Consider the following 19,294-nt stretch of genomic DNA (forward strand, 5'->3'; position numbering starts at 1 on the left):
CGATCATGCCTCGTCTCCTGCGGGCTGCGGAAACCGCGCCTCCTCGCTACGGACGTAGCGCTCAAGCCGTTGGAGGGCATCGCCGCCGCTGATCAGCTTAATCATCGGGCGGATCCTGACCTCACAGTCCTGCTGTTCGTCGTCAAAATCACCAATTTCGACCAAACTGCGCTGGGCGGCCTCGCGCAGGACGTCACGGAAACGGGCGGCCGAGATCGCGCCTCCGCCGCCATGTTGCGCCATCTCCCGGTATCGGTCGAACAGGTCGTTCAAGGTGGCAACAACGACGGCCCGGTCCTCGACCGCTCCGACGTTCACCTCTTGCTGCCAGTACGCCGCCAGCACCAGCATGACGATGGTTTCGTCGAGCTTCATCCGGGGCAGCGGCACGTCCTCGTCCATGGCGACGATGCCGGCCCACTGCGCCTCCGGATCGCGATGGAGGCGGTATCCGCAACTATCGAAGAAGCCGTCGACCACATCGCGGAAGCGGCCGTCCATGATCGTGTTGTAGACTGTCCCGGTCCGAGGGTCTCCCGCGAACACGAACTGCCGCCGTAGCAGGAAGTGCAGCGCTTTGCGGAGGTCGGCTGCCTTTTCCGCGCCGAAGGAGCGCTCGACGTTCTCGAATTCACCGAGCATGAGCCGCCCTCGCCTTCCGGAGTGCGCCCGATCGCTTGACCAGGAAGTTTGCGCAACGGAGCCATTCGCTGTCGTGGGGTGGCGTGTCGGGACACGGTTCGAGTTCGAACCCGGCCGCGACCTGCGCAGGAACCTCGCCCGTCAACGCATATCGGCGGGCGCAATCGAAGGCGAGAAAGTCGTCCACGGTATCGATCTCCATGAAGCGGGCTTCCCTGGTTGCGAATGGCGGCACCTGGCCCTCAAGGAATCGTCTGACATCCTCGGGGCGGGGCGCGATGCGAGCGATGTATTCGAGGCGGAGCTTCTTGCGCAGTTCGTACAGCGGATCCGACGGCGGCTCTGAGAGCTCTCTAGCTTCGACGGGACGGCGCGGCTGCCTGGCCGGGGCCTGATGGTGCTCCGACCAGGGCGACCGCAGCGGCTCGATGCTCCATTCGATTGTCGCCTTGTGGTGTCTGCCGTCGCGCAGTAGGGCATCCAGGCGCCGCACCAGGTCGCCGGCCCGGCCGACGAGTCCCTGCCCGCCCCGCTCGGCGTACTTAATGGTGTTGCGGACCCGGGCTTCGAGCTGCCTGCGGAAGGCCTCGATCCTGTCGAACATCTCCCCGATCTGATCGAAGATGCTTTCGATAGCCAGCAGGTCGTCGACCGCGGCCATTCGACCGTCCTCGATGTCGGCTGCCATGCTGGAAGCTGTGTACTCCTCGGCGAGGACCTGCATGGTTTCCGGGGTGTAGGAGATCCTCCGCGCGAGATCGACGATGGCGTCGCGGAAGCGGTACGGATGGTTGACGGTGAGGATGGACTCGAAATCCTTCAGCAGGAGCTGTTCGACGAACTCCTCGAAAAAGGCTTCCAGCCGGGTAGCGACTGTTTTCGACTCCATGACGGTCCGTCGGACGCGCTTCAGGTCGGCCAGAATGGCCCGCAGGCTCTTAGTGAACTGGTCGGCCTGATTGCGCGCCTCGCGGACGGCGAGCGCAGCTTCGCGCTGCTTGCGGTCGGTGATCTCGGGCCTCAGTTTTTCGACGGCCTCCAGGTTGAGGCGGATTTGCACGATCAAGCCGCCGAACCGCTGCGAGAGATCTTTATTGAGGCTCGCGAGCCGCTGGATCACGAGCAGCGGTCCCATAGCCATGTCCACGGTGACGCGAAGCCCGTATTCCTCCTCTTCAAGCCATCCCCAGGCGAGCAGCCGGGCGTAGAGTTGTCGGGCAAGACCGAGCGCCTTGTCGCCCTTCTCGGAGGCGAGCGCGACGTCGGCCTTCCGGATCCGTCGGCGTCCCGCGGAGATCATTTCCGGCAGGCTGCCGAAATCATCGCCCTCGTTCCAGAGAGCGGGGTTGGCGCGCATGACATCGTAGATGGCATGGACGACCTGCTGCGGGGTCGGAAACGACGGCGCGCCTGAAAAGAAGCGTTCGTGCAGATCGAGCAGGCAGGCCGCGTACAGGTGCTTGTGATCGCGCGAGAAGGCCAAAAACGCGTCGTCATGCAAATGGCGGAACAAGGTCAATGACGCGACTCCTGGGCCCGACTTCATGCTGAGATGGCGACACTAAGCGCATGATGTGCCGGACAACATTGTTATTGAGAGTGGGCCTTGAAAATACAACCGGAAGATCTGTTCTTAGTATGTTCCAACACAGGTTTCCAGCTCAATCGCTGTCGAGGCGCCAAAAGCTCGATCGGCGCTGGGTGCCGGTCTTCGATCCGGACAGTGCGGGCTCAAGTCATTGAATTCCCTGTTGTTACCATTATGGCAAAATGGATACAAGGGTTTGCTAAAGGGAACACAAATCCATTGTTACCATTCCGCCAAAATGGTAACAAATACCTATGAAGCAGTTTTCCAACATCGACCAAGTCATCTTCTCCGACCTGGTTCAGAAGGCGACCGACGCGGATTTCGACGAGAACTTCCCGGAAAACGGGACCTTTCTCAAACAGAAGCGAGCCAACCGCGAATATTATTACTACAAGGCCTACGAGCCCTCTGGTGGCGAGGGACCGACGAAGACGACCCTCAAATATGTCGGTCCGGCCGATGATCCCGAGATTGCCAAACGCGCGGAAGCTTTCCAGCGCACCAAGATTGGCTATCGCGCGCGACGCGAGCTGGCAGCGAAGTTGAGGCGGGCCGGCTACCCTGCCCCTCCCCACATGGAAGGTCTCGTCGTCAACGAACTCGCGCGCGCGGGACTTTTCCGGCTTCGCGCCACGCTCGTCGGTTCGATGGCGTATCAGACATACAGCGGCGTACTCGGCGTCAAGCTGCCCGACGAGCTCGTGACGACCGAGGATATGGACATCGCGAAATTCTACGGCATCTCGATCTCGATCGATGAAAGCATGCCTGACATCGAAGAGATCCTGAAAAAGGTGGATCCGACATTTGCGCCCTCATTCTCCCCCGATGAAACCAAGCTGTTCAGCGGTTTTGCCAATGCCACTGGCTTCAAGGTCGAATTCCTTACACCAAACCGTGGCGACGAGGGCTACTCCTCCAGACTGACGCAGATGCCTTCATTGGAGCCGTCTGTAGGGGCGCAGGTCTTGCGGTTCCTAGACTACCTGATCCATGAGCCCATCCGCTCTGTGGTCTTGCACGGCGCCGGCGTGCCGGTTCTTGTACCGGCCCCGGAGCGGTACGCCGTCCACAAACTGATCATCGCGACCAAACGGAATGTGTTCTTTGCGGATAAGGCAAAAAAGGACATGAACCAGGCTGGCGCGCTCATTCAAGCATTCAATGCCGTCAAACGTAGTAGCGACCTAGGCTTTGCGTGGATGGAAGCGTGGGAACGCGGAGCCAGATGGCGACGACGGCTTGGTGTTGGCGCCCTGCGTCTTTCGGACGACACTTTCGAGATGCTCGCAAAGGGCGTAGCCGAAGCGGCCAAACTCGACGGCAAGCCAACAGAGGAGTACGGGCTTACGGGAGGCAAGGAAGGTCTTCTGGCGCGCGTTTCAATTGCGAAGCCGACGGCGTCGCCAACGCCATGATGCCACCTCGACATGTCGACGAGCCTCTCTCGCCCACCGGCAGATTCGAGCCACCAGCTCTACATCGATCATCAGCTTTAGTTTTTTTAAAATTCCGATAAGAGAGGCAGAGTGGGATCGCGGGCTTCATAAGTAAACGCGGAAACGTATAATCGATAGACATTCGCGATCGCGTATACTGACGATTTACGCATTGGCGCATGGTAGCTTATGGATACGATTGCCCGCACCCCGCAACAGCCCCACTTTCCTCGCAACTGCTCCGTGTCTGCGCTGGATTGTTGGCGGCGAGACAAGCGCCTATAATCCACTTGGCAATCGGGATCTCGGCGCAGCCATTCCCAGGCCACGTCGGCAGCTTCTGCCTTCTTGAAGTCGCTGTATGCTTCCTCAGATCTCCAGTCGGGACCCCGCATTGTCGCAACTTCCCCGCAAGATTACACATGCGAGCAAATGCCTCCCATGATTGTGGCGCTTTCCGGCTGCGTACGCACCGCGTACCGGCCCTGCACTTAATCGATGGAATGATCGTTTTTGCGATTGCTAGAAATTCCCCGATCCTGAGAGCGGCGGTGTTCATTGCTTTGGCCAACCGCCACGCAGCAGATCACGATAGCCGTGGCCTGCTAGCCACCTGGCCCGCGTCAGATGACTTTCGAAGGTGCGTCGCGCGCGATCCGGTTCAACGGTCGGGTCAAGCCCAAGCACAACGCGCGCGATTTCGGTCCAATCTGCCTTCTCAGCGTCGGCATCGAGAAGTCGCATGTAAGTGACGGGGTGCTTCTTGTCATATGAGGTGAGCTAGGGCGCGCTGGGAGCCAAGTCTGCGATCTTCGGGTCGGCCGGCACTGACTGAAACTCCTACCTTGAACAACGAAACCCAGAATAGCTTGAGAGCCCATACACGCCGGCGCTCCAACCGCATAAGACGGAAATGTCGCCGTCGTCCATAACGGAATTATCGATAACTCTCGCGAGTTGCGCGCTCAACCTGAGCAGAATGGCGCCAAATTTGCTTCGACACGAACACTGAGGTCGTGAAACGGGTACCGAGCGAAGAGGCGGCGTGGAAAATGGCGCTGCCAACCCGCTCGATAGTTCGAGCTCGCGCGAGCCGCCCGGCGGCACGTCGACGGGACTTGATTCGCACGTAGCGTCAAATTGTAGGTTCGAGAAACAAGCCGTCGCGGCCTTTGGAAAAGCCGTCGCAGGCCTGCGCCTCACCGGGAGCATCGCATGACGCTGTCACCTATGTACCGACTTCTAGGCCAAGGCTCGCTGCATCAGTCTGGAAGGCTTGGCTTGCCAACTCAGCACCGCTGCACGCAGTCGCGCTGAGATCGACAAGACGCTCGCAACGTCGCGCACCACCGACCAGGGCCTACGAGAAGCGGGCTGTACTTTAGTCGCCGACTTTCGGCTCGCGCACCGCCAACGCTCTAGATCGCGCCACGCCACGTCCGCAAAACGGACTGCTGAAGGAACGCCTTGCGCACTCCCGATGGCAACTGCCGTCTGCGCATCAAGAGGGAAAAGGACATGATCGATGTAAAACTGCAAAGTGTGCTCTCTTCTCTTGCGCAGCCGGCTAAAGAGCTAGGCGCTCAATCGCCCGGACGGCGGGCGCCAGATGCACGTTACGTGAAGCTAAACACCAATGAGAACCCATTTCCACTACCAACAATGGTATGGCGAAGTGCGATCTCCGCGCTTGAACGTCAGTATTTGTATCCGGAAGACGACAACATCGGCCTGAGAGAAGCTGCCGCTGATGCCTACGGCCTCTCAAAGGATCATGTGATCGCCGGCAACGGATCGTCGGAGCTTCTCGCCCTGATCTACAGGGCCTTCGTTGGACCTGGCGACAGCGTCGCGATGATGTCTCCTGGGTTCTCGTTCAATCGCAAGCTTGCTCTGTTGCAGCGCGCCAAGCTTCTCGAAGTGTCGTGCAGCGACTCGCATTCCATTCCGATTGAACAGTTGCTCCTCGGTCCGGCAAAGGACGCCAAGTTCATCCTGCTGGCCAATCCCAATAACCCAACCGGGACGTTCGTCTCTATCGACGATATCGAACGCCTCGTTGCACAGTCTGATCGCTTAATCGTGCTGGACGAGGCCTATGTCGACTTCGCGCCGGATAACGGTCTGAGGCTCGTCCACCGCTATCCCAACCTTCTGCTCCTGAGGACTTTGTCGAAGAGCTATGCGGCCGCGGGCATTCGGGTCGGCTTCGGCCTTGGTCATCCAGAGATTATTGGACGGCTGCGAAACATCCAGAACGTCTTCAACATGAACATCATAGGGCAAGCGGTCGGAGTCAGCATCCTCTCACATCGCGCGGCCTATGAGGAGAATCACAGGCATATCAAGGACGAAAGAGAGCGAGTTGCGACCCAATTGCGTCAATTCGGATTCGGTGTAGCGCCTTCTCATACCAATTTCTTGCTGGCGCGGGTGCCGAATGGACACGACGGCAAGTGGTGGCATGCCGCGCTGGAGAGAGACGGCATACTCGTTGCTGTCTTTGCAGATGACGGCCTTGACGACTGCATTCGCATCAGCATCGGCACAAAGGAGCAAATGGACTCGTTCTTGACAGCGGTTGCCGCGATCTCAGAGGGCATGAAAAGAGATGAATAGCCAGCCGCCCGCCGATGTGCGCTCGTTTCACTATACCGCTAGTGGAAGAAGGCCGCGACCGCGCATCGTGCGAAAGCAGACACCCCATGCAACTGAGGGCCAAGCGGTCGCCAAAAAATCGCTTCCCCTCCGGATCCTGCGGAGCCGACGCATCACCACGATGTCGCGCGATCTTCGCCATGGGTACCGAGAGAGGACCGGACCCGACAGTCAAGAGATGCGGCGCTAGCAATTCGTTCTTTGAATCTCCAGAAAACGGTTACGTAGCCCGCCCAACCATGGATTTTTCTGATGACACACCAGCCTTCGTCAAAACTCACTTGCGGCATTTTCGATCACCTGGACGACGACGGCCGCGATCTCGGTCGTCAATACGAAGATCGCCTCGTCTTGGCGGAGGCATACGATCGCCTCGGCTTCTATGCGTATCACGTGGCCGAGCATCATTGCACGCCACATGGAAGGAGTCCCTCGCCAAGTCTTTTCCTGTCGAGTGTCGCGCAGCGTACGCGACGCCTTCGTCTCGGCCCATTGGTCATGCTGCTCAATTCCTATCATCCGCTACGCGCATTTGAGGAAATCTGCATGCTCGATCAATTGAGCGGCGGCAGGCTGGAGCTGGGCTTCGGACGGGGCACTCTCCCAATCGAGCTGAATTACTTTGGAATTTCCGATGAATCGGCGCCAAGCCGGTATGAGGAAGCCAACGAGATTCTCCTGAACGCCATGAAGGGTGGGGTCTTGTCTTACCAAGGTAGGCATTTCCAGCTGAACCAGGTTCCCCTGACTTTAACCCCTCAACAGCGTCCATACCCCCCCATATGGGTAACAACCAATCGTCCCGACACGGCCATCTGGGCCGCAGGCAATGGCGCAAACCTCGCCTGCATGGGGCCGGCCGCCGTTGTGCGCAAAGTTACCGATGCCTACCACACACATCGAGAGCGCAGTTCCAGTTGTTCTGGTCGTGAGCCATATGTCGGATTGCTTCGCATGATCGTGATTGGGCGATTCGAGGCGGATGCGTATTCCCTAGCCCGGTCCGCTTACGAGCGATGGTTGCGGAACTTCAAATTTCTCTACGAGCTCAATTGTATCCCGACGCCAAAGCCCCTTCCGCTGACATTCGATGCGGCCATCGAGAGTGAATTGTGCGTGGTCGGAACGCCAGCGTCCGTCCGGCGCGTTCTGCTCAATCAAATGGACGAAGCCGGCACAAATTACCTGCTCTGTCAGCTCGCGTTCGGTGATTTGCCCCTAGATGCCTCGCTATATGCAGCCAGGATCATCCAATCCGAACTGCTCGGCCGGACCTGAGTCCTACGGGCAATTGGGCCGATTTCAACGATTCGAATGTCAGTGCCGCCTTCCCAGCGAACATCAACCAGACCAAGACCGACTCGTTCGGCCTGCTTACAGGCCAAGTCGGGTACGCCATCAACAATGTATTGCTCTATGCCAAGGGCGGTGCCGCGGTGACCGGAAACACCTATGAGATCAACTCCCTCACCGGCGCACAACTGGCGAGCACGGACAAGACCCGCTGGGGCGGCGTGGTCGGTGCGGGCATCGAACTCGGCTTCGCGCCAAATCGGTCGGTCGGCGTGGAGTACGACCACATATTCCGGCAAGACGCTAACGTGAACTTCACCACCGCCGCCGGCTGGGCCGGTAGCGATCGCATCCGGCAGGATTTCGACCTATTGACTGCCCGGCTCAACTACAAATTCTGAGATTCTATCGCGTAAAGCGATGGATAGAGAGCCCCGGCCCAAGGCCGGGGCTTCTTTTTTGACGATCGTGGTGACGCTCGAGGCGATCTCGAGCTTTGCCTCGTATCTGCCGTTGTACTGGCAACTGCAGATCATGGCTGGCCGAGGCATCCATATTAACCCTGCTCGACTGGATGTCACGTGCCGCCCGGCGCTGAAGAGCCTATTAGCATGGTCTCATCATCATCGTTTTTGGCGGCAGCCGCTCGAGGGATCCGACTGATGGCTGCAGACCTTTATCGGCCAGGATCCTGCCGCCTCCACTTCGCCGTGCTCGACGGCAACGTTGCCAGAAAACGCGGCGAGCCCGTATCAATGAGCCGGTTCGGCTGGATCTGCTGGGTATCGATGATGCTTCCAATCACGGTGGCGTCGCTGCGTGTACGTCGACTTGCGACGTCGATCGGACGTGCTCCCAGCACGCCCTGAGATCAGACTGCGGTGCGATCACCGCATGCCCGAAGCTTCGACAGCCCCTCGAAAGCGTCGCCAGCTCCAACCCCGGCTTGTCCTGAATGCGCGCTCCACTTATCTCGATTGCCGCCAAGCCGCAGGTCTTGTCCGTCAGGCCGCATCCAACGGCCTCCTCTGTGCCGACGAATACGCTCGGACTCGTTAGCATTGACATCAAACGTCGCTGACGGCATGTCGTATCTTGACCGCAACAGGCGGCTTCAATTTGTGAGCGTTCAAGGCGATTGTGAGCGCTTTTACGTTCCTATCGAGCGCCAATCGCACTCTCGCCATCAGCCTTTGCGCCCCGCGAGGTGGAACGACGCGCTTCTCCGAGAGGCTGGGCCGCGGCTGGCCCCGTCGTGGGGAAAGTCGGCTCTGCATTCCAGACGCGCGAGGTCGTTTTGCGGGATTCGAGCTCGGCAGTTGCCGGCTTTATCATTCCGTTAGGGCGCAGCTCGAGCAACTCGCCGCGCGTTCGGATAAGGCACTCGTGGCCGTGCCGTGAACTGGCTCTTTCAGGCAAGCGCAGCAAGCTCATGACTGCCATTCACGTCGTCCGGATTTCTCCCTCAGGTTGGATCCTGCTTGCTCGACGATCCGCACGGCAACGGATTATGGCAACGCGCGCCAGCCATAAGTTGATGAAGAGAGAGACGTCTCGATTGAATTCGCGACATCCCGCTCAACGCGCGCCGCAGGGCATTGGGCTTGGTCAGCGTCGGGCTCTAGGATGCAATCAGCCTGAGAAGCACGCTGCCATCCGTCGCCCGCCTGCTGGTCAGCGCGCAGACCCGCCTGCAGCCCGTCTCATCATGCTGCAACACCGAAAGGTTGAGAGCATAATCTACCTCGGTACGCCCTTACGGGACGCACGCGCGGCTATCTTCAAAAACACCTCTCACGGCTCCAGTGCGACCTGCAAACCCTCGTGACCTGCAACGTGAACGTAACGTGGTCCGATTGGCCGACCTCGACCGCTGGCGACAGTGACGATGTCCTCCAGCGGAGCAACGCGTGCATCCGATTCAGGGCGTGACAAGATCAGGTCGGCGTGGAACAGACCTTCCGATTCCAGTCCGGTTGCATCGATGCCAAGAGCTGCCAACGTGGACAACGTCCCCTCAAATTCCTCAGCATCGCGAAATCGCCGCTGAATAAATGTCGCACCGGTCAGGCGTTCCGTCACAAGGCCATGTTTCGCGAACGTCGCGGCCAGGGAATCATATGGGAACATCCGCAACACGAAAGAGATGATCCACGGTTGCTTCTGTGTAGCATCGAGAATTTTGCTGAACGTCTTTTCAGTCACGTAACCGATGCAGCCCGTCGACATGATAACATCGGTGGAACGGAGAACACGCGCGCTTTCTGTCGAAAGCGGTTCTTTTTCAAGGTCGGCGACAATACCCTGCTCAAGCAGGCCAACGGCCGTTGCATAGCGGATCGCCGGAGCCGATACATCGAGGCCGACAAATCGTGCAAGACCAACATCAGGCCAAGCCGAGTAAAAATTGCGGTCGAGACCCATCAGTGTCTCGGAACCGATCGCCCTTATCTCGCGCCGGGCATAGCGGTGGCGCAGGCCGCTGAAGGTCAATGGAAAACGATGCACCGCCGCGTTGATGCCGTATGAGCAGCCGACATCAAGCACGATCGGCTTAACGCTGGTTGCAGACGCTTTCGCGGCCAGAATCTGACGCACGATCGGCTCAGCCACATCCGGGATCATATAATCTAAGGCTCCAAGAACAGAGAAATACGCTCTTGGATCATCCAAGGCATAAATGTCATCGAAGACAGCTTTATCCCGATTGATACGCGAAAAATCTGCTCGCAACCCAAGGTCTCCACGTTCAATTTGCACGCAAGCCCAAGGCTCTTGCCTTGGCCGGGAGGCTCTTACTGCAGATCTTGGCGGATATATGAACCTTACTGCGCTTTACTCTCTGTCTAACCCCAATTTCTTGAATGGCCAGTCATTCTCCCTGCTTGAGGCCTGCAGCTTGTCGGGTGGATGCCGATGCTGGATATCGAGGCTGGGTGAAGACGCGGCGTGGTGAGGGTGTCCAAATGCGGACCGCCTTTAGTATTGGGCGCGCGCCTTTGTTCGCCCCAGATACTTCTGACGGCGTAACGCTCTCGACCGATTCTGACGAGCGGCTCAAAAGGGGCTTGAACCGCACGTAACGGGAGATTGTATCATCATACGGGTAAGCGGCGGATCACGTCCGACCGTGGGTTACTTCTTGACGCGTGATGAGACTCGTGAACCTCTCAGAATTTCGAACCTGTATCGCGATGCTCCGTTCTGATGCCCGAGTACTTCCCAAAGGGACAAGCGGTCATCATGCTAGGACAGCCGGTCCGGCGTCCGCTGACTCCGTCTTCCGACAGCGCAAGCCGCCATTCCGGTATCATGGCGGGACTTGTCGCAAGCTCGCCCATCGCGATGTCCGATGCGATGGACGCCACATCCGAACCACGCCAACTACTCGCGGAGTCAAGCACGACGTCGACGTCTCTTGCGCACTGGTGCCGTTGCTGACAGCCCCCGGTACTGACGCCGCAGTTTGAAGACCATTGCGTCAGACATTGCTGGATCAAGCACTCTGGAGTGAGCGCTGCCGCATACGATCGCTCGAATTGTGCCGCCGATGTCTGGAATGCGGGCATATCACGTGCGGCATGAACAATATCGTAGATCGCCGAGAGAGGATGGACGTGAAGCACAAGCAGCGAACCAACGAGCCGTCGCGCCCCAAAGCGCATCATTATACAACCTTCATTTTTGGACTTGCGGTGACGACGGCTCTGTGCTGCGGAAGTGCAGGTGCGCGCGATTGGCCGGCCCCAGCGGAGGCGCGACAGGCGTGCACACCAGATGCGTTTCGCCTCTGCGGCGCTCACATACCTGATGAGGACGCTGTCGCGGCCTGCCTCAAATCTAACACTCAACGCTTGAGCGTACAGTGTCGCAAGTTCATCTCAGTTCGGGATGCTCCCGCAAGTGATGGCGTCCCAAGATGAGGTCTTCGCGACACCTGGTTTCGGCGGATCATATCCCTCTCGCTATGGGTGGCGCCGCCTCCGACCGATCTGATCAACGGTTGTGATGTGTCACACGGGGCTGGCAGGACGATCCGCCGCGGCTCTCTCAACGTCTGTTGCCGCTCACACTAAATAGCTGAAGATACCGGGATGCATGATCTGCCTTTTGATACCGTCCTGATCGCCAATCGGGGGGAGATCGCTGTTCGGATCATCAAGACCCTTCGCAAGCTGGGGCTTCGTGCCGCGATCGTTTACCACGATATTGATGCGGGCACGCTTGCTGTCGCTATGGCCGATGCAGCCATCGCGATCGACGGACGCACGCCGATTGCTGCCTATCTCGACATTGGGCAGATCGTCGCTGCCGCCCGAAAAGCGAATGCTGGTGCACTGCACCCAGGTTATGGATTTCTGTCGGAAAACGCCGAGTTTGCCAGGGCGATTACAAGCGCCGGCATCACGTTCATCGGGCCTGCCCCCGAAAGCATCGAACTGATGGGCGACAAGATCCGGGCCCGCAGCTTCGTTCAGCGGCACGGGTTTTCGGTCGCTCCTTGCGCCATTGAGGACGATGATCCGGCAACTTTCGTCCGCAGAGCCCGGGCTATGGGTCCCCCTCTGCTCGTAAAACCTTCCGCGGCTGGGGGCGGCAAGGGCATGCAGATTGTGCGCGACATCGGCGCCCTGGAGGACGCGATTGCGCAGGCGCGCAGCGAGGCAGAGCGCTACTTCGCAGATGGCCGGCTTTACGTCGAACGTTACATCGAACACCCGCGCCATATTGAAGTGCAGGTGCTGGGCGACGCGTTCGGAAACGTTACTCATCTGTTCGAGCGCGAGTGCTCAATCCAGCGTCGGTTCCAGAAGGTTATCGAAGAGGCGCCCGCGCCGCGGCTATCGTCTGCGTTGCGTCAACGGATCTGCGATACTGCCGTCGGCATCGCCCGTGCAGCCACCTATCAAGGCGCAGGCACCGTCGAATTCATCCTTGGCGGAGAAGAGTTTCATTTTCTGGAAATGAATACGCGTTTGCAAGTTGAGCATCCCGTGACCGAAGTGATCACCGGCGTCGATCTTGTTGCCGAACAGATCCACATTGCTGCGGGCCATCCACTGAGGTTGGCACAGTCCGACATCGTGCCGAGAGGGCATGCAATCGAAGCCAGGCTGTGTGCCGAAGCGCCGGAGCGCGGATACGCTCCAACAACAGGCAGGGTCCTTGTGCTCGATTACCCCGATGGCGACGGTATACGTGTCGACGGTGGCCTTTCGCGGGGTCAGAGGATTACGACGGCATTCGACCCCCTGCTCGCCAAGATCATCGTGCATTCGCCCACGCGTATCGAGGCTGCGCAAAAAGCGCATCGCGCGATGCGGGAATTGGTGCTTCTCGGTTGCGCAACCAACGCAAGCTTCCTTGCCCGGATCCTTGCGGACGACGGATTTCTTCATGGGCAAATTCATACGGGGTATCTTGAGGAACATCCGCATATCGCCGCTGGGGAGCCCCTGACCGATCTATCGGATTTCCTGGCAATAGGCGCCCTCCTGACCGGACCGGTCCGCGAATCGGCGGATGCCGTGTCCGACCTTCATGCGGCGCTGGGCAATTGGAGAAACTAACTTGAATCATTCTTTTGAGGTTGATGGCGTCGAATACAAGCTATGGATGTCCAGATACCGAGAGAACTACCGTCTCTGCTTGCATGACAGGGTGATTGCCCCCATCGCGTTCTCCGATCGCGGCGACGGCCACGGCGTTGTTACGATTGCGAATGAAAGCCGGCCGATCCGCTTCGCTATCGATGGCGAAACCGTTCACGTGCACATAAGCGGCGAAACGCGCAGTTTGCGTTACCGCGACCCGCTGCGAACGCTTGCGACCTCGAAGCAGGAGATAAGCCAAGCCGTCGCTCGCGCGCCGATGCCGGGCGTTGTCGTCGTCACCCGTGTTTCGTCTGGTCAGTCCGTTTGCGCGGGAACGGCCCTGATGACGATCGAAAGTATGAAGTTGGAGACTGTCATACGTTCTCCACAAGATGGCATTGTCGATCGTATTCACTTCGAGGAAGGCGAAAGCTTTGAGCAGGATGCCGTATTGGTTACGCTCATCGAGGAGCGGTCCTGAAATGCAGCAGCTCTCGTCCTTGGTCGATGTCAGATCGGAAGACTATCGACTCAACGAACTTCATAACATGCGACTTGCAAAAGAATTGGAGGAGCGTCAGCAGGCCGCACGCTTCGCGCGTCCGGTGCGGGATCTTGAGCGCCTCAAGCGGCAAAACAAGCTGTTTGTGCGTGATCGGATCGAGGCTTTGCTTGATCCAGATACCCCGTTCCTCGAGCTTTCGACGCTGGCGGCGAACAAAGCCTATAACGGTGAGGTGCCCGGCGCCGCTCAAGTCGTTGGGATCGGCATTGTCGCGGGCCGGGAGGTCGTTATTCACGCAGACGACGCTAGCGTCAAGGGAGGGGCGTGGTATCCGCTATCGGTCAAGAAGATTGTGCGGGCCTTGGACATCGCGATCGAGAATTGCCTGCCGGTGGTCCATTTATGCGACTGTGCCGGCGGGTTCTTGCCCTTACAGGCGGAGTTCTTTGCTGATCGCTATCACGCGGGTCGGATCCTTCGCAATCAGTCCATTCTCTCAAAGATGGGAATACCGCAGGTTGGTATAGTCATGGGCCATTGCAGCGCCGGCGGGGCATACGTCCCTGCGCTTTGCGACTATAATATCATTGTTGAGGGCGCGGGCGCGATCTTTCTGGGTGGTCCTCCGGTCGTCAAGGCTGCCACCGGCGCAGAGATTTCTGCCGAAGAACTCGGCGGCGCACATTTGCATACCAGCGTATCTGGAACGGGCGACTATCTCGCAAGTACGGAGCTGCATGCAATCGCACTTGCGCGAGACGTCGTCGCTCGCTTCAGCCCCCCTGTAAAAGCCTCCGTCAATCGAGCCGCTTCGGAGCCGCCCGCTTATTGTGCATCGGAACTTTACGGCATTGTTCCGCGGGATCCCCGGACGCAATTCGACATGCGGGAGATCATTGCCCGCCTGGTCGATGGTAGTCGGTTCCACGAATATAAGCCACGTTATGGCGAGACCCTTGTGTGCGGCTTCGCGCGTCTGCATGGCTATCAGGTTGGTATTCTCGCAAACAACGGAGTGCTGTTGGGAGAAAGCGCACTGAAAGGCGCTCACTTCATCCAACTGTGTGATAGGTCTCGAACGCCTCTGCTCTTCTTTCAGAATACGACCGGCTTTATGGTCGGCCGCGACTACGAAAGGCGTGGCATAACCAAGGACGGCGCCAAGCTGATCATGGCGGTCTCCGGGGCATCTGTGCCAAAATTCACGATCATCTGCAACGCCTCCCATGGAGCTGGCACCTACGCTATGGCGGGGCGCGCTTTCGACCCTCGTTTTGTGTTTACTTGGCCGCAGTCGCAGATTTCGGCGATGGGCGCGGAGCAGGCAGCGGGCGTACTCACACACGTTAAGGCCAGACAGCTGGCCCGGCACAATGGCCACCTCGCCACGGAGGAGTTGGCAGCCATTCGTCAACCGATTCTGGAGGAATATCGGGAACGGTCGAGCGCGTACTATGCGACATCCGAATTGTGGGATGACGGCATCCTTGATCCCGTCGATACTCGAAACGCGCTTGCAATCGCTCTGAGTGCATCGCTCAACAGCCCGATTGCGTCGCCGCATTATGGCGTATTTCGAATGTGACGCTCCCAGCGAAGGTCGCGCACCGGGCGAGATGCCCCACGCCAGATCTCCTCATTATCAAACACGTCAACTATACCAATCGCCAGAAACCAGCTCACGGGCCTTGCGGATCTTGGAGGGGAGACCGAATCACCGCGAAGTCATTGAGGACTTGAAACTCGCGTGGCGTCAGGTTGTAGGCTCGAAAAGAGATGATTTGTCGATGCTGCACCGCGCGAGCCGCAATGGCTACACCGCAGTCCCGTCGTTTCGTCTTACCGCCCGTGCAGAAGCCGCGGTCTATTCGAAGTCGCCCCAACTCAAGGACTGAAAGAGATCTTCGGTGCACCTGTGGCAACGCACTACGGAGTCCAACTCTATTTGATTGCGATTGCCATCTCCGCCGCGTCGACTGAGTAGATCTTTATCCGAAGCGCCGGCGACAGCTGGTGCAACTGAACCCGCGAATGACTGATGATGGATCTTCCTACACTGATTGAGCGCAACGTGGCGTTCGCTCCGGACAAGCCTGCGATCCGTTTCGAGGGCGCGAGCTTAAGCTACCAGGTCTTCAATAGGCGCATCGAACTGACGGCGCGCGCCCTCAAAAGTCAGCTCGGCGTTGAAAATGGTGATCGCGTCGCGATCCTGAGCCTCAATCGGCCTGACTATCTGGTACTGCTGTATGCCTGCGCACGGCTTGGAGCAATACTCGTGCCGTTGAACTGGCGGTTGGCTGTCACCGAGCAACTCTTCATCCTGTGTGACGCTGGCGCTCAAGTGCTGGTGCTCGAGCAAGCTTTTGAGCCGATTCTATCGATTTTAGCGGAGAGACTGCCCTCAACTGCCGTCGTCGGTCTTGATTTCGCGCCACCTTGCGGAAGCAGCTGGGATGAGCTGCTTGAAGCAGGTCGGGGAGATGGTCGCAATGCCCGCGCTGACCTGTCCTGCCCGCTTCTGATTGTCTACACATCAGGCACTACGGGCCGGCCGAAAGGTGCCGTCCTGCGCCAGGAGGCACTATTGTGGAACGGGGTGATGAGTCAGCACATGCACGGCCTCACCTCAGCTGATCACGTCTTGACTGTGTTGCCGCTATTCCACGTTGGCGGCCTCAACATTCAGACGTCGCCAGCATTGCACCACGGCGCGACGGTAACGCTGCACAAGCGGTTTACGCCGGACACGACACTTGCTGCATTTGACCGGGATCGACCTACGCTGACGGCGATGGTCCCGACCATGATCCAAGCGCTGATCGATCATCCTCGGTGGCCGACGACCGACCTGTCCTCGTTGAAAGCAATCACTACCGGTTCAACCATGGTGCCGCAGCCGGTCATCACAGGAGTTACAGCGCGTGGGGTCTCGGCATTGCAGGTTTATGGATCCACGGAAACCTGCCCCATTGCGATCTATACAAAGCTCGGTGGCGATCTTGCCCTTGAGGGATCGACCGGTATGCCCGGCCTATGCTGCGAGGCTGCAATCATCAACGATGCTGGCGACAGATTGCCGGCAGGGACTGCGGGCGAGATCGCGGTGCGAGGACCCAATGTGTTCTACGAATACTGGGGCAATGGACAAGCAACGCGTGAGGCGCTGCGCGACGGGTGGTATCGTACGGGCGACATCGGACGTTGCGATGCCGACGGATATTTTTGGGTTCTTGATCGAAAACGAAATCTGATCATTTCCGGCGGAGAGAACATTTACCCGGCGGAAGTGGAGCGCGTAATCCTGCAGCACCCAGATGTCCGGGAATGCGCCGTCGTCGGCCGGCTACACCCCAAGTGGGGCGAGGTGCCGATCGCCTACGTGATTCGCCGTTCGGGGACGCAGGTTCAACAACAAGCGCTGATGGCGCATGTGCAGTCGCAACTCGCCCGGTTCAAAGTACCGGATGAGATTATCTTCACGGACGATTTGCCCCGAACGGCTTTGGGTAAGGTCGAGCATTACATCCTGAGAGCAATTCAAGCGAGATCGCGCCCCTAATGGTGTCAATCGGCGTTCGACTGGGACCCCCTATGGGCATCCAAAAGGGGCTCTGACTCGCTTTTGATGCAGTCTGAGGGATGTCTGGCGTTCTGATTGGAGGAGAATCAGCGCCATGCAGCAGGCACTCCACCGCTCCAGTTTGGTGACGCGTGGGTTTGTTGTAGAGAGTGCTTACTACGAGGGTGATCAGGCGACTGTTCTGGTTCGGGCTTCCGGGAGCGTCGGCCTGTGTCCGTCGTGCGGAACGGTTTCCCGACGTGTCCATAGCCGCTATCGAGGCCGTTGCAGCTTGCGCGCGGGCGGAACCGATAGTGCTTGGCAGCAGTCTTCCTGCGGCAGCCGCGACAGGCGGCCGTCGCGCGTCCGGGTGCGATCGAACCGCTCAACTGCGAGCACGCGGCGTCCGGCGAAATCGATCCTGGCTGGCTTCTCTATCGGAACAGGATCAACTGGAGGGGAGATCAATTATCTGAAGCCGACGCGCGACCGAGACCGCCAGGCATGTCATAAGAGCCACGGCAACGGTCGAATCGACTTGGTATTCTACCAGAACTAAGACGCTGACGGAGTTCACGCCGCTCAACCGGCCCCGACTTCAATCCGATCGAGAACGCCTTCGCCAAGCTCAAGGCGCTTGTGTGTCAGGCCGCAGAACGAACCGTCGACAGTCTCTGGAGCGCGATCGGTCGCATCATTTATCGCTTCACAGCTCAAGCCCGCGCTCCCCGAGCACCTGGCGCATCAGAGGGACCTTGATCTCGCGGGCGATCTCCTCGCTGATCTGGGCTCCGAATTGCCACTCGGCATCGCTATCTCCGGTTAGCTGATGGTCGGCGAGCCGTTGCTCAAGGCGGCTCGGAAACTCCTCGTCCATCGCCTGCCTAAGCCGGCCCTTCATCTGTGCATGAACTTGTGGGGCGATCCGGCTCACCACCGTCTCCCAGGGCTGCCAGCGAGTTGCCAGATAGTCGGCGAATCCCGCCGCCTCCTCATTGCGCACCTGGCTCTCGGCTGCGGTGAGGTCGTCGTCAGTGACGTGGGCGACATCAAAGAATCGCATGTCCGGAGCGATGAGCTGCAGGTCCAGCCGGTCACGTAGCTTGACTTGATAGGCGAGATAGACCTCGATCTCGTCGACGAACCCGAGCGCGTCGACCTTCTGACGGGCGATCGGCTCGAGCGCGTTCAGGCGGAACAGGACCCGCGCCTGCTGGATTAGTTCGCCGAGCCGATCGTCATAGGCTCCGTCCTCGACATCGGCGGTCAGACGTGCGGTCTGCATGCCGTTCCAGGTCAGGGTGACGCGATCCTGGCAGGTCTCGCTCGCCCCGTAGGCCAGCTCAAAAAACTGCCGCCGCAATGCCGGCCTGATCGCCGCCTGACGTAGATCCTCGGCCACCGCCTCTCGGAATTCGGGATTGTCATAGTTCACAGTCTTCTGCAGCTTGTCGAGGAAGAGCGCGTATTCCGGGGCGCCCTCCTCGTGGGCGAAGTTCTGCCAGGCGGCGATCGCCTCCGGCTCGCCGTTCAACCAGTCCGCGACCGCATTGGCGAGCGGCCGCTCCTGGTCCACCATCGTTCCTCCCCCCATTGAAAAGAAGACCCGCGGGCCGGCATAGCTCGGCGCATTCATAGCTGCCGCCAAATTCGTCCGCACCTGCTCGGGCAGCGCATTATCCTCAACATAAACCATGCACCCAGAACCGAGCCGGGTTAGCAGGGTCTCCGGCAGGTTGGTCAGCCGATTGTTGCGTGCCTCGAGCATCTGGAGCTCGGTCGGGAGGTTCTCGGGCAAGCTCGACAGGCTGTTGCCGCTGACGTGGAGTCTCTGGAGCTCAGTCGGGAGGGTCTCGGGCAGGCTGTTCAGCCGGTTATCGCGGGCGAAGAGCAACAGGAGCTCGGCCGGGAGAGTGTCGGGCAGGCTGGTCAGCCGGTTGCCGTCGGCTTCGAGCTCTCTAAGTTCGGGCGGGAGAGTGTCGGGTAGACTGGTCAACCGGTTGCTGCCGA

12 protein-coding genes and 4 pseudogenes are annotated in these 19,294 nt (G+C 59.1%); 9 read left to right on the forward strand and 7 right to left on the reverse strand.

What is annotated here, in order from left to right; genetic code table 11:
* Positions 1-3 precede the first annotated feature (3 nt).
* Positions 4-642 carry a DUF4194 domain-containing protein gene (locus XH98_RS15785; RefSeq protein ID WP_271596951.1) on the reverse strand — a complete coding sequence of 213 codons (639 nt, stop codon included), beginning with the start codon at positions 640-642 and terminating at the stop codon, positions 4-6.
* The gene (locus XH98_RS15790) at positions 632-2,161 is read right to left on the reverse strand and encodes a Wadjet anti-phage system protein JetA family protein (protein ID WP_271596950.1); all 1,530 of its coding nucleotides are present in this window, start codon (positions 2,159-2,161) and stop codon (positions 632-634) included. The genes XH98_RS15785 and XH98_RS15790 overlap by 11 nt, the downstream gene beginning before the upstream one ends.
* A 323-nt stretch (positions 2,162-2,484) precedes the next feature.
* Between XH98_RS15790 and XH98_RS15795 the strand changes: the two genes are divergently transcribed.
* A complete protein-coding gene (locus XH98_RS15795; protein WP_271619162.1) occupies positions 2,485-3,651 on the forward strand; it encodes a nucleotidyltransferase family protein in 1,167 nt (388 codons plus the stop codon).
* 86 nt (positions 3,652-3,737) lie between these two features.
* Here the strand turns inward: XH98_RS15795 and XH98_RS41125 are convergent, their stop codons facing one another.
* A complete protein-coding gene (locus XH98_RS41125; RefSeq protein WP_442868592.1) occupies positions 3,738-4,067 on the reverse strand; it encodes a transcriptional regulator domain-containing protein in 330 nt (109 codons plus the stop codon).
* Positions 4,068-4,227: 160 nt separating this feature from the next.
* Positions 4,228-4,500: pseudogene (locus XH98_RS15800) on the reverse strand (DNA -binding domain-containing protein).
* A 690-nt stretch (positions 4,501-5,190) separates the two neighbouring features.
* Between XH98_RS15800 and hisC the strand changes: the two are divergent.
* From hisC to XH98_RS15815, 3 genes and pseudogenes are all read left to right on the forward strand, one after another.
* Complete coding sequence (gene hisC / locus XH98_RS15805) at positions 5,191-6,291, forward strand: histidinol-phosphate transaminase (protein WP_271619163.1); 1,101 nt, start codon at positions 5,191-5,193, stop codon at positions 6,289-6,291.
* Positions 6,292-6,582: 291 nt separating this feature from the next.
* The gene (locus XH98_RS15810; protein ID WP_271619164.1) at positions 6,583-7,608 is read left to right on the forward strand and encodes an LLM class flavin-dependent oxidoreductase; all 1,026 of its coding nucleotides are present in this window, start codon (positions 6,583-6,585) and stop codon (positions 7,606-7,608) included.
* Between the two features lie 8 nt (positions 7,609-7,616).
* Positions 7,617-8,024 (forward strand): annotated as a pseudogene (locus XH98_RS15815) (outer membrane protein); the annotation flags it as partial.
* 1,393 nt (positions 8,025-9,417) lie between these two features.
* On the opposite strand, the gene XH98_RS15820 reads toward XH98_RS15815, so the two are convergent.
* Positions 9,418-10,248: a class I SAM-dependent methyltransferase gene (locus XH98_RS15820; RefSeq protein ID WP_442868593.1), complete on the reverse strand. Its 831-nt coding sequence runs from the start codon at positions 10,246-10,248 to the stop codon at positions 9,418-9,420.
* A 1,469-nt stretch (positions 10,249-11,717) separates the two neighbouring features.
* Here XH98_RS15820 and XH98_RS15825 point away from each other — a divergent pair.
* From XH98_RS15825 to XH98_RS15840, 4 genes are all read left to right on the forward strand, one after another.
* Complete coding sequence (locus XH98_RS15825) at positions 11,718-13,193, forward strand: acetyl-CoA carboxylase biotin carboxylase subunit (protein WP_271619166.1); 1,476 nt, start codon at positions 11,718-11,720, stop codon at positions 13,191-13,193.
* Position 13,194: 1 nt separating this feature from the next.
* The gene (locus tag XH98_RS15830) at positions 13,195-13,698 is read left to right on the forward strand and encodes an acetyl-CoA carboxylase biotin carboxyl carrier protein subunit (RefSeq protein WP_271619167.1); all 504 of its coding nucleotides are present in this window, start codon (positions 13,195-13,197) and stop codon (positions 13,696-13,698) included.
* Position 13,699: 1 nt separating this feature from the next.
* Positions 13,700-15,307, forward strand: a complete 1,608-nt coding sequence (locus XH98_RS15835; protein ID WP_271619168.1) for an acyl-CoA carboxylase subunit beta — start codon at positions 13,700-13,702, stop codon at positions 15,305-15,307.
* A gap of 456 nt (positions 15,308-15,763) precedes the next feature.
* Complete coding sequence (locus XH98_RS15840) at positions 15,764-17,284, forward strand: class I adenylate-forming enzyme family protein (protein WP_271619171.1); 1,521 nt, start codon at positions 15,764-15,766, stop codon at positions 17,282-17,284.
* 285 nt (positions 17,285-17,569) lie between these two features.
* On the opposite strand, the pseudogene XH98_RS15845 reads toward XH98_RS15840, so the two are convergent.
* Positions 17,570-17,701 (reverse strand): annotated as a pseudogene (locus XH98_RS15845) (HipA domain-containing protein); the annotation flags it as partial.
* 174 nt (positions 17,702-17,875) lie between these two features.
* Here XH98_RS15845 and XH98_RS15850 point away from each other — a divergent pair.
* A pseudogene (locus XH98_RS15850) lies at positions 17,876-18,043 on the forward strand (IS630 family transposase); the annotation flags it as partial.
* Here the strand turns inward: XH98_RS15850 and XH98_RS15855 are convergent.
* Positions 17,991-19,294 (reverse strand): NEL-type E3 ubiquitin ligase domain-containing protein (locus XH98_RS15855; protein ID WP_271619169.1); only part of this gene is annotated, 1,304 nt, incomplete at its 5' end. The pseudogene XH98_RS15850 and the gene XH98_RS15855 sit on opposite strands and share 53 nt — an antisense overlap.

Source organism: Bradyrhizobium sp. CCBAU 51745 (assembly GCF_028128715.1).
Classification (GTDB): Bacteria; Pseudomonadota; Alphaproteobacteria; order Rhizobiales; family Xanthobacteraceae; genus Bradyrhizobium; species Bradyrhizobium manausense.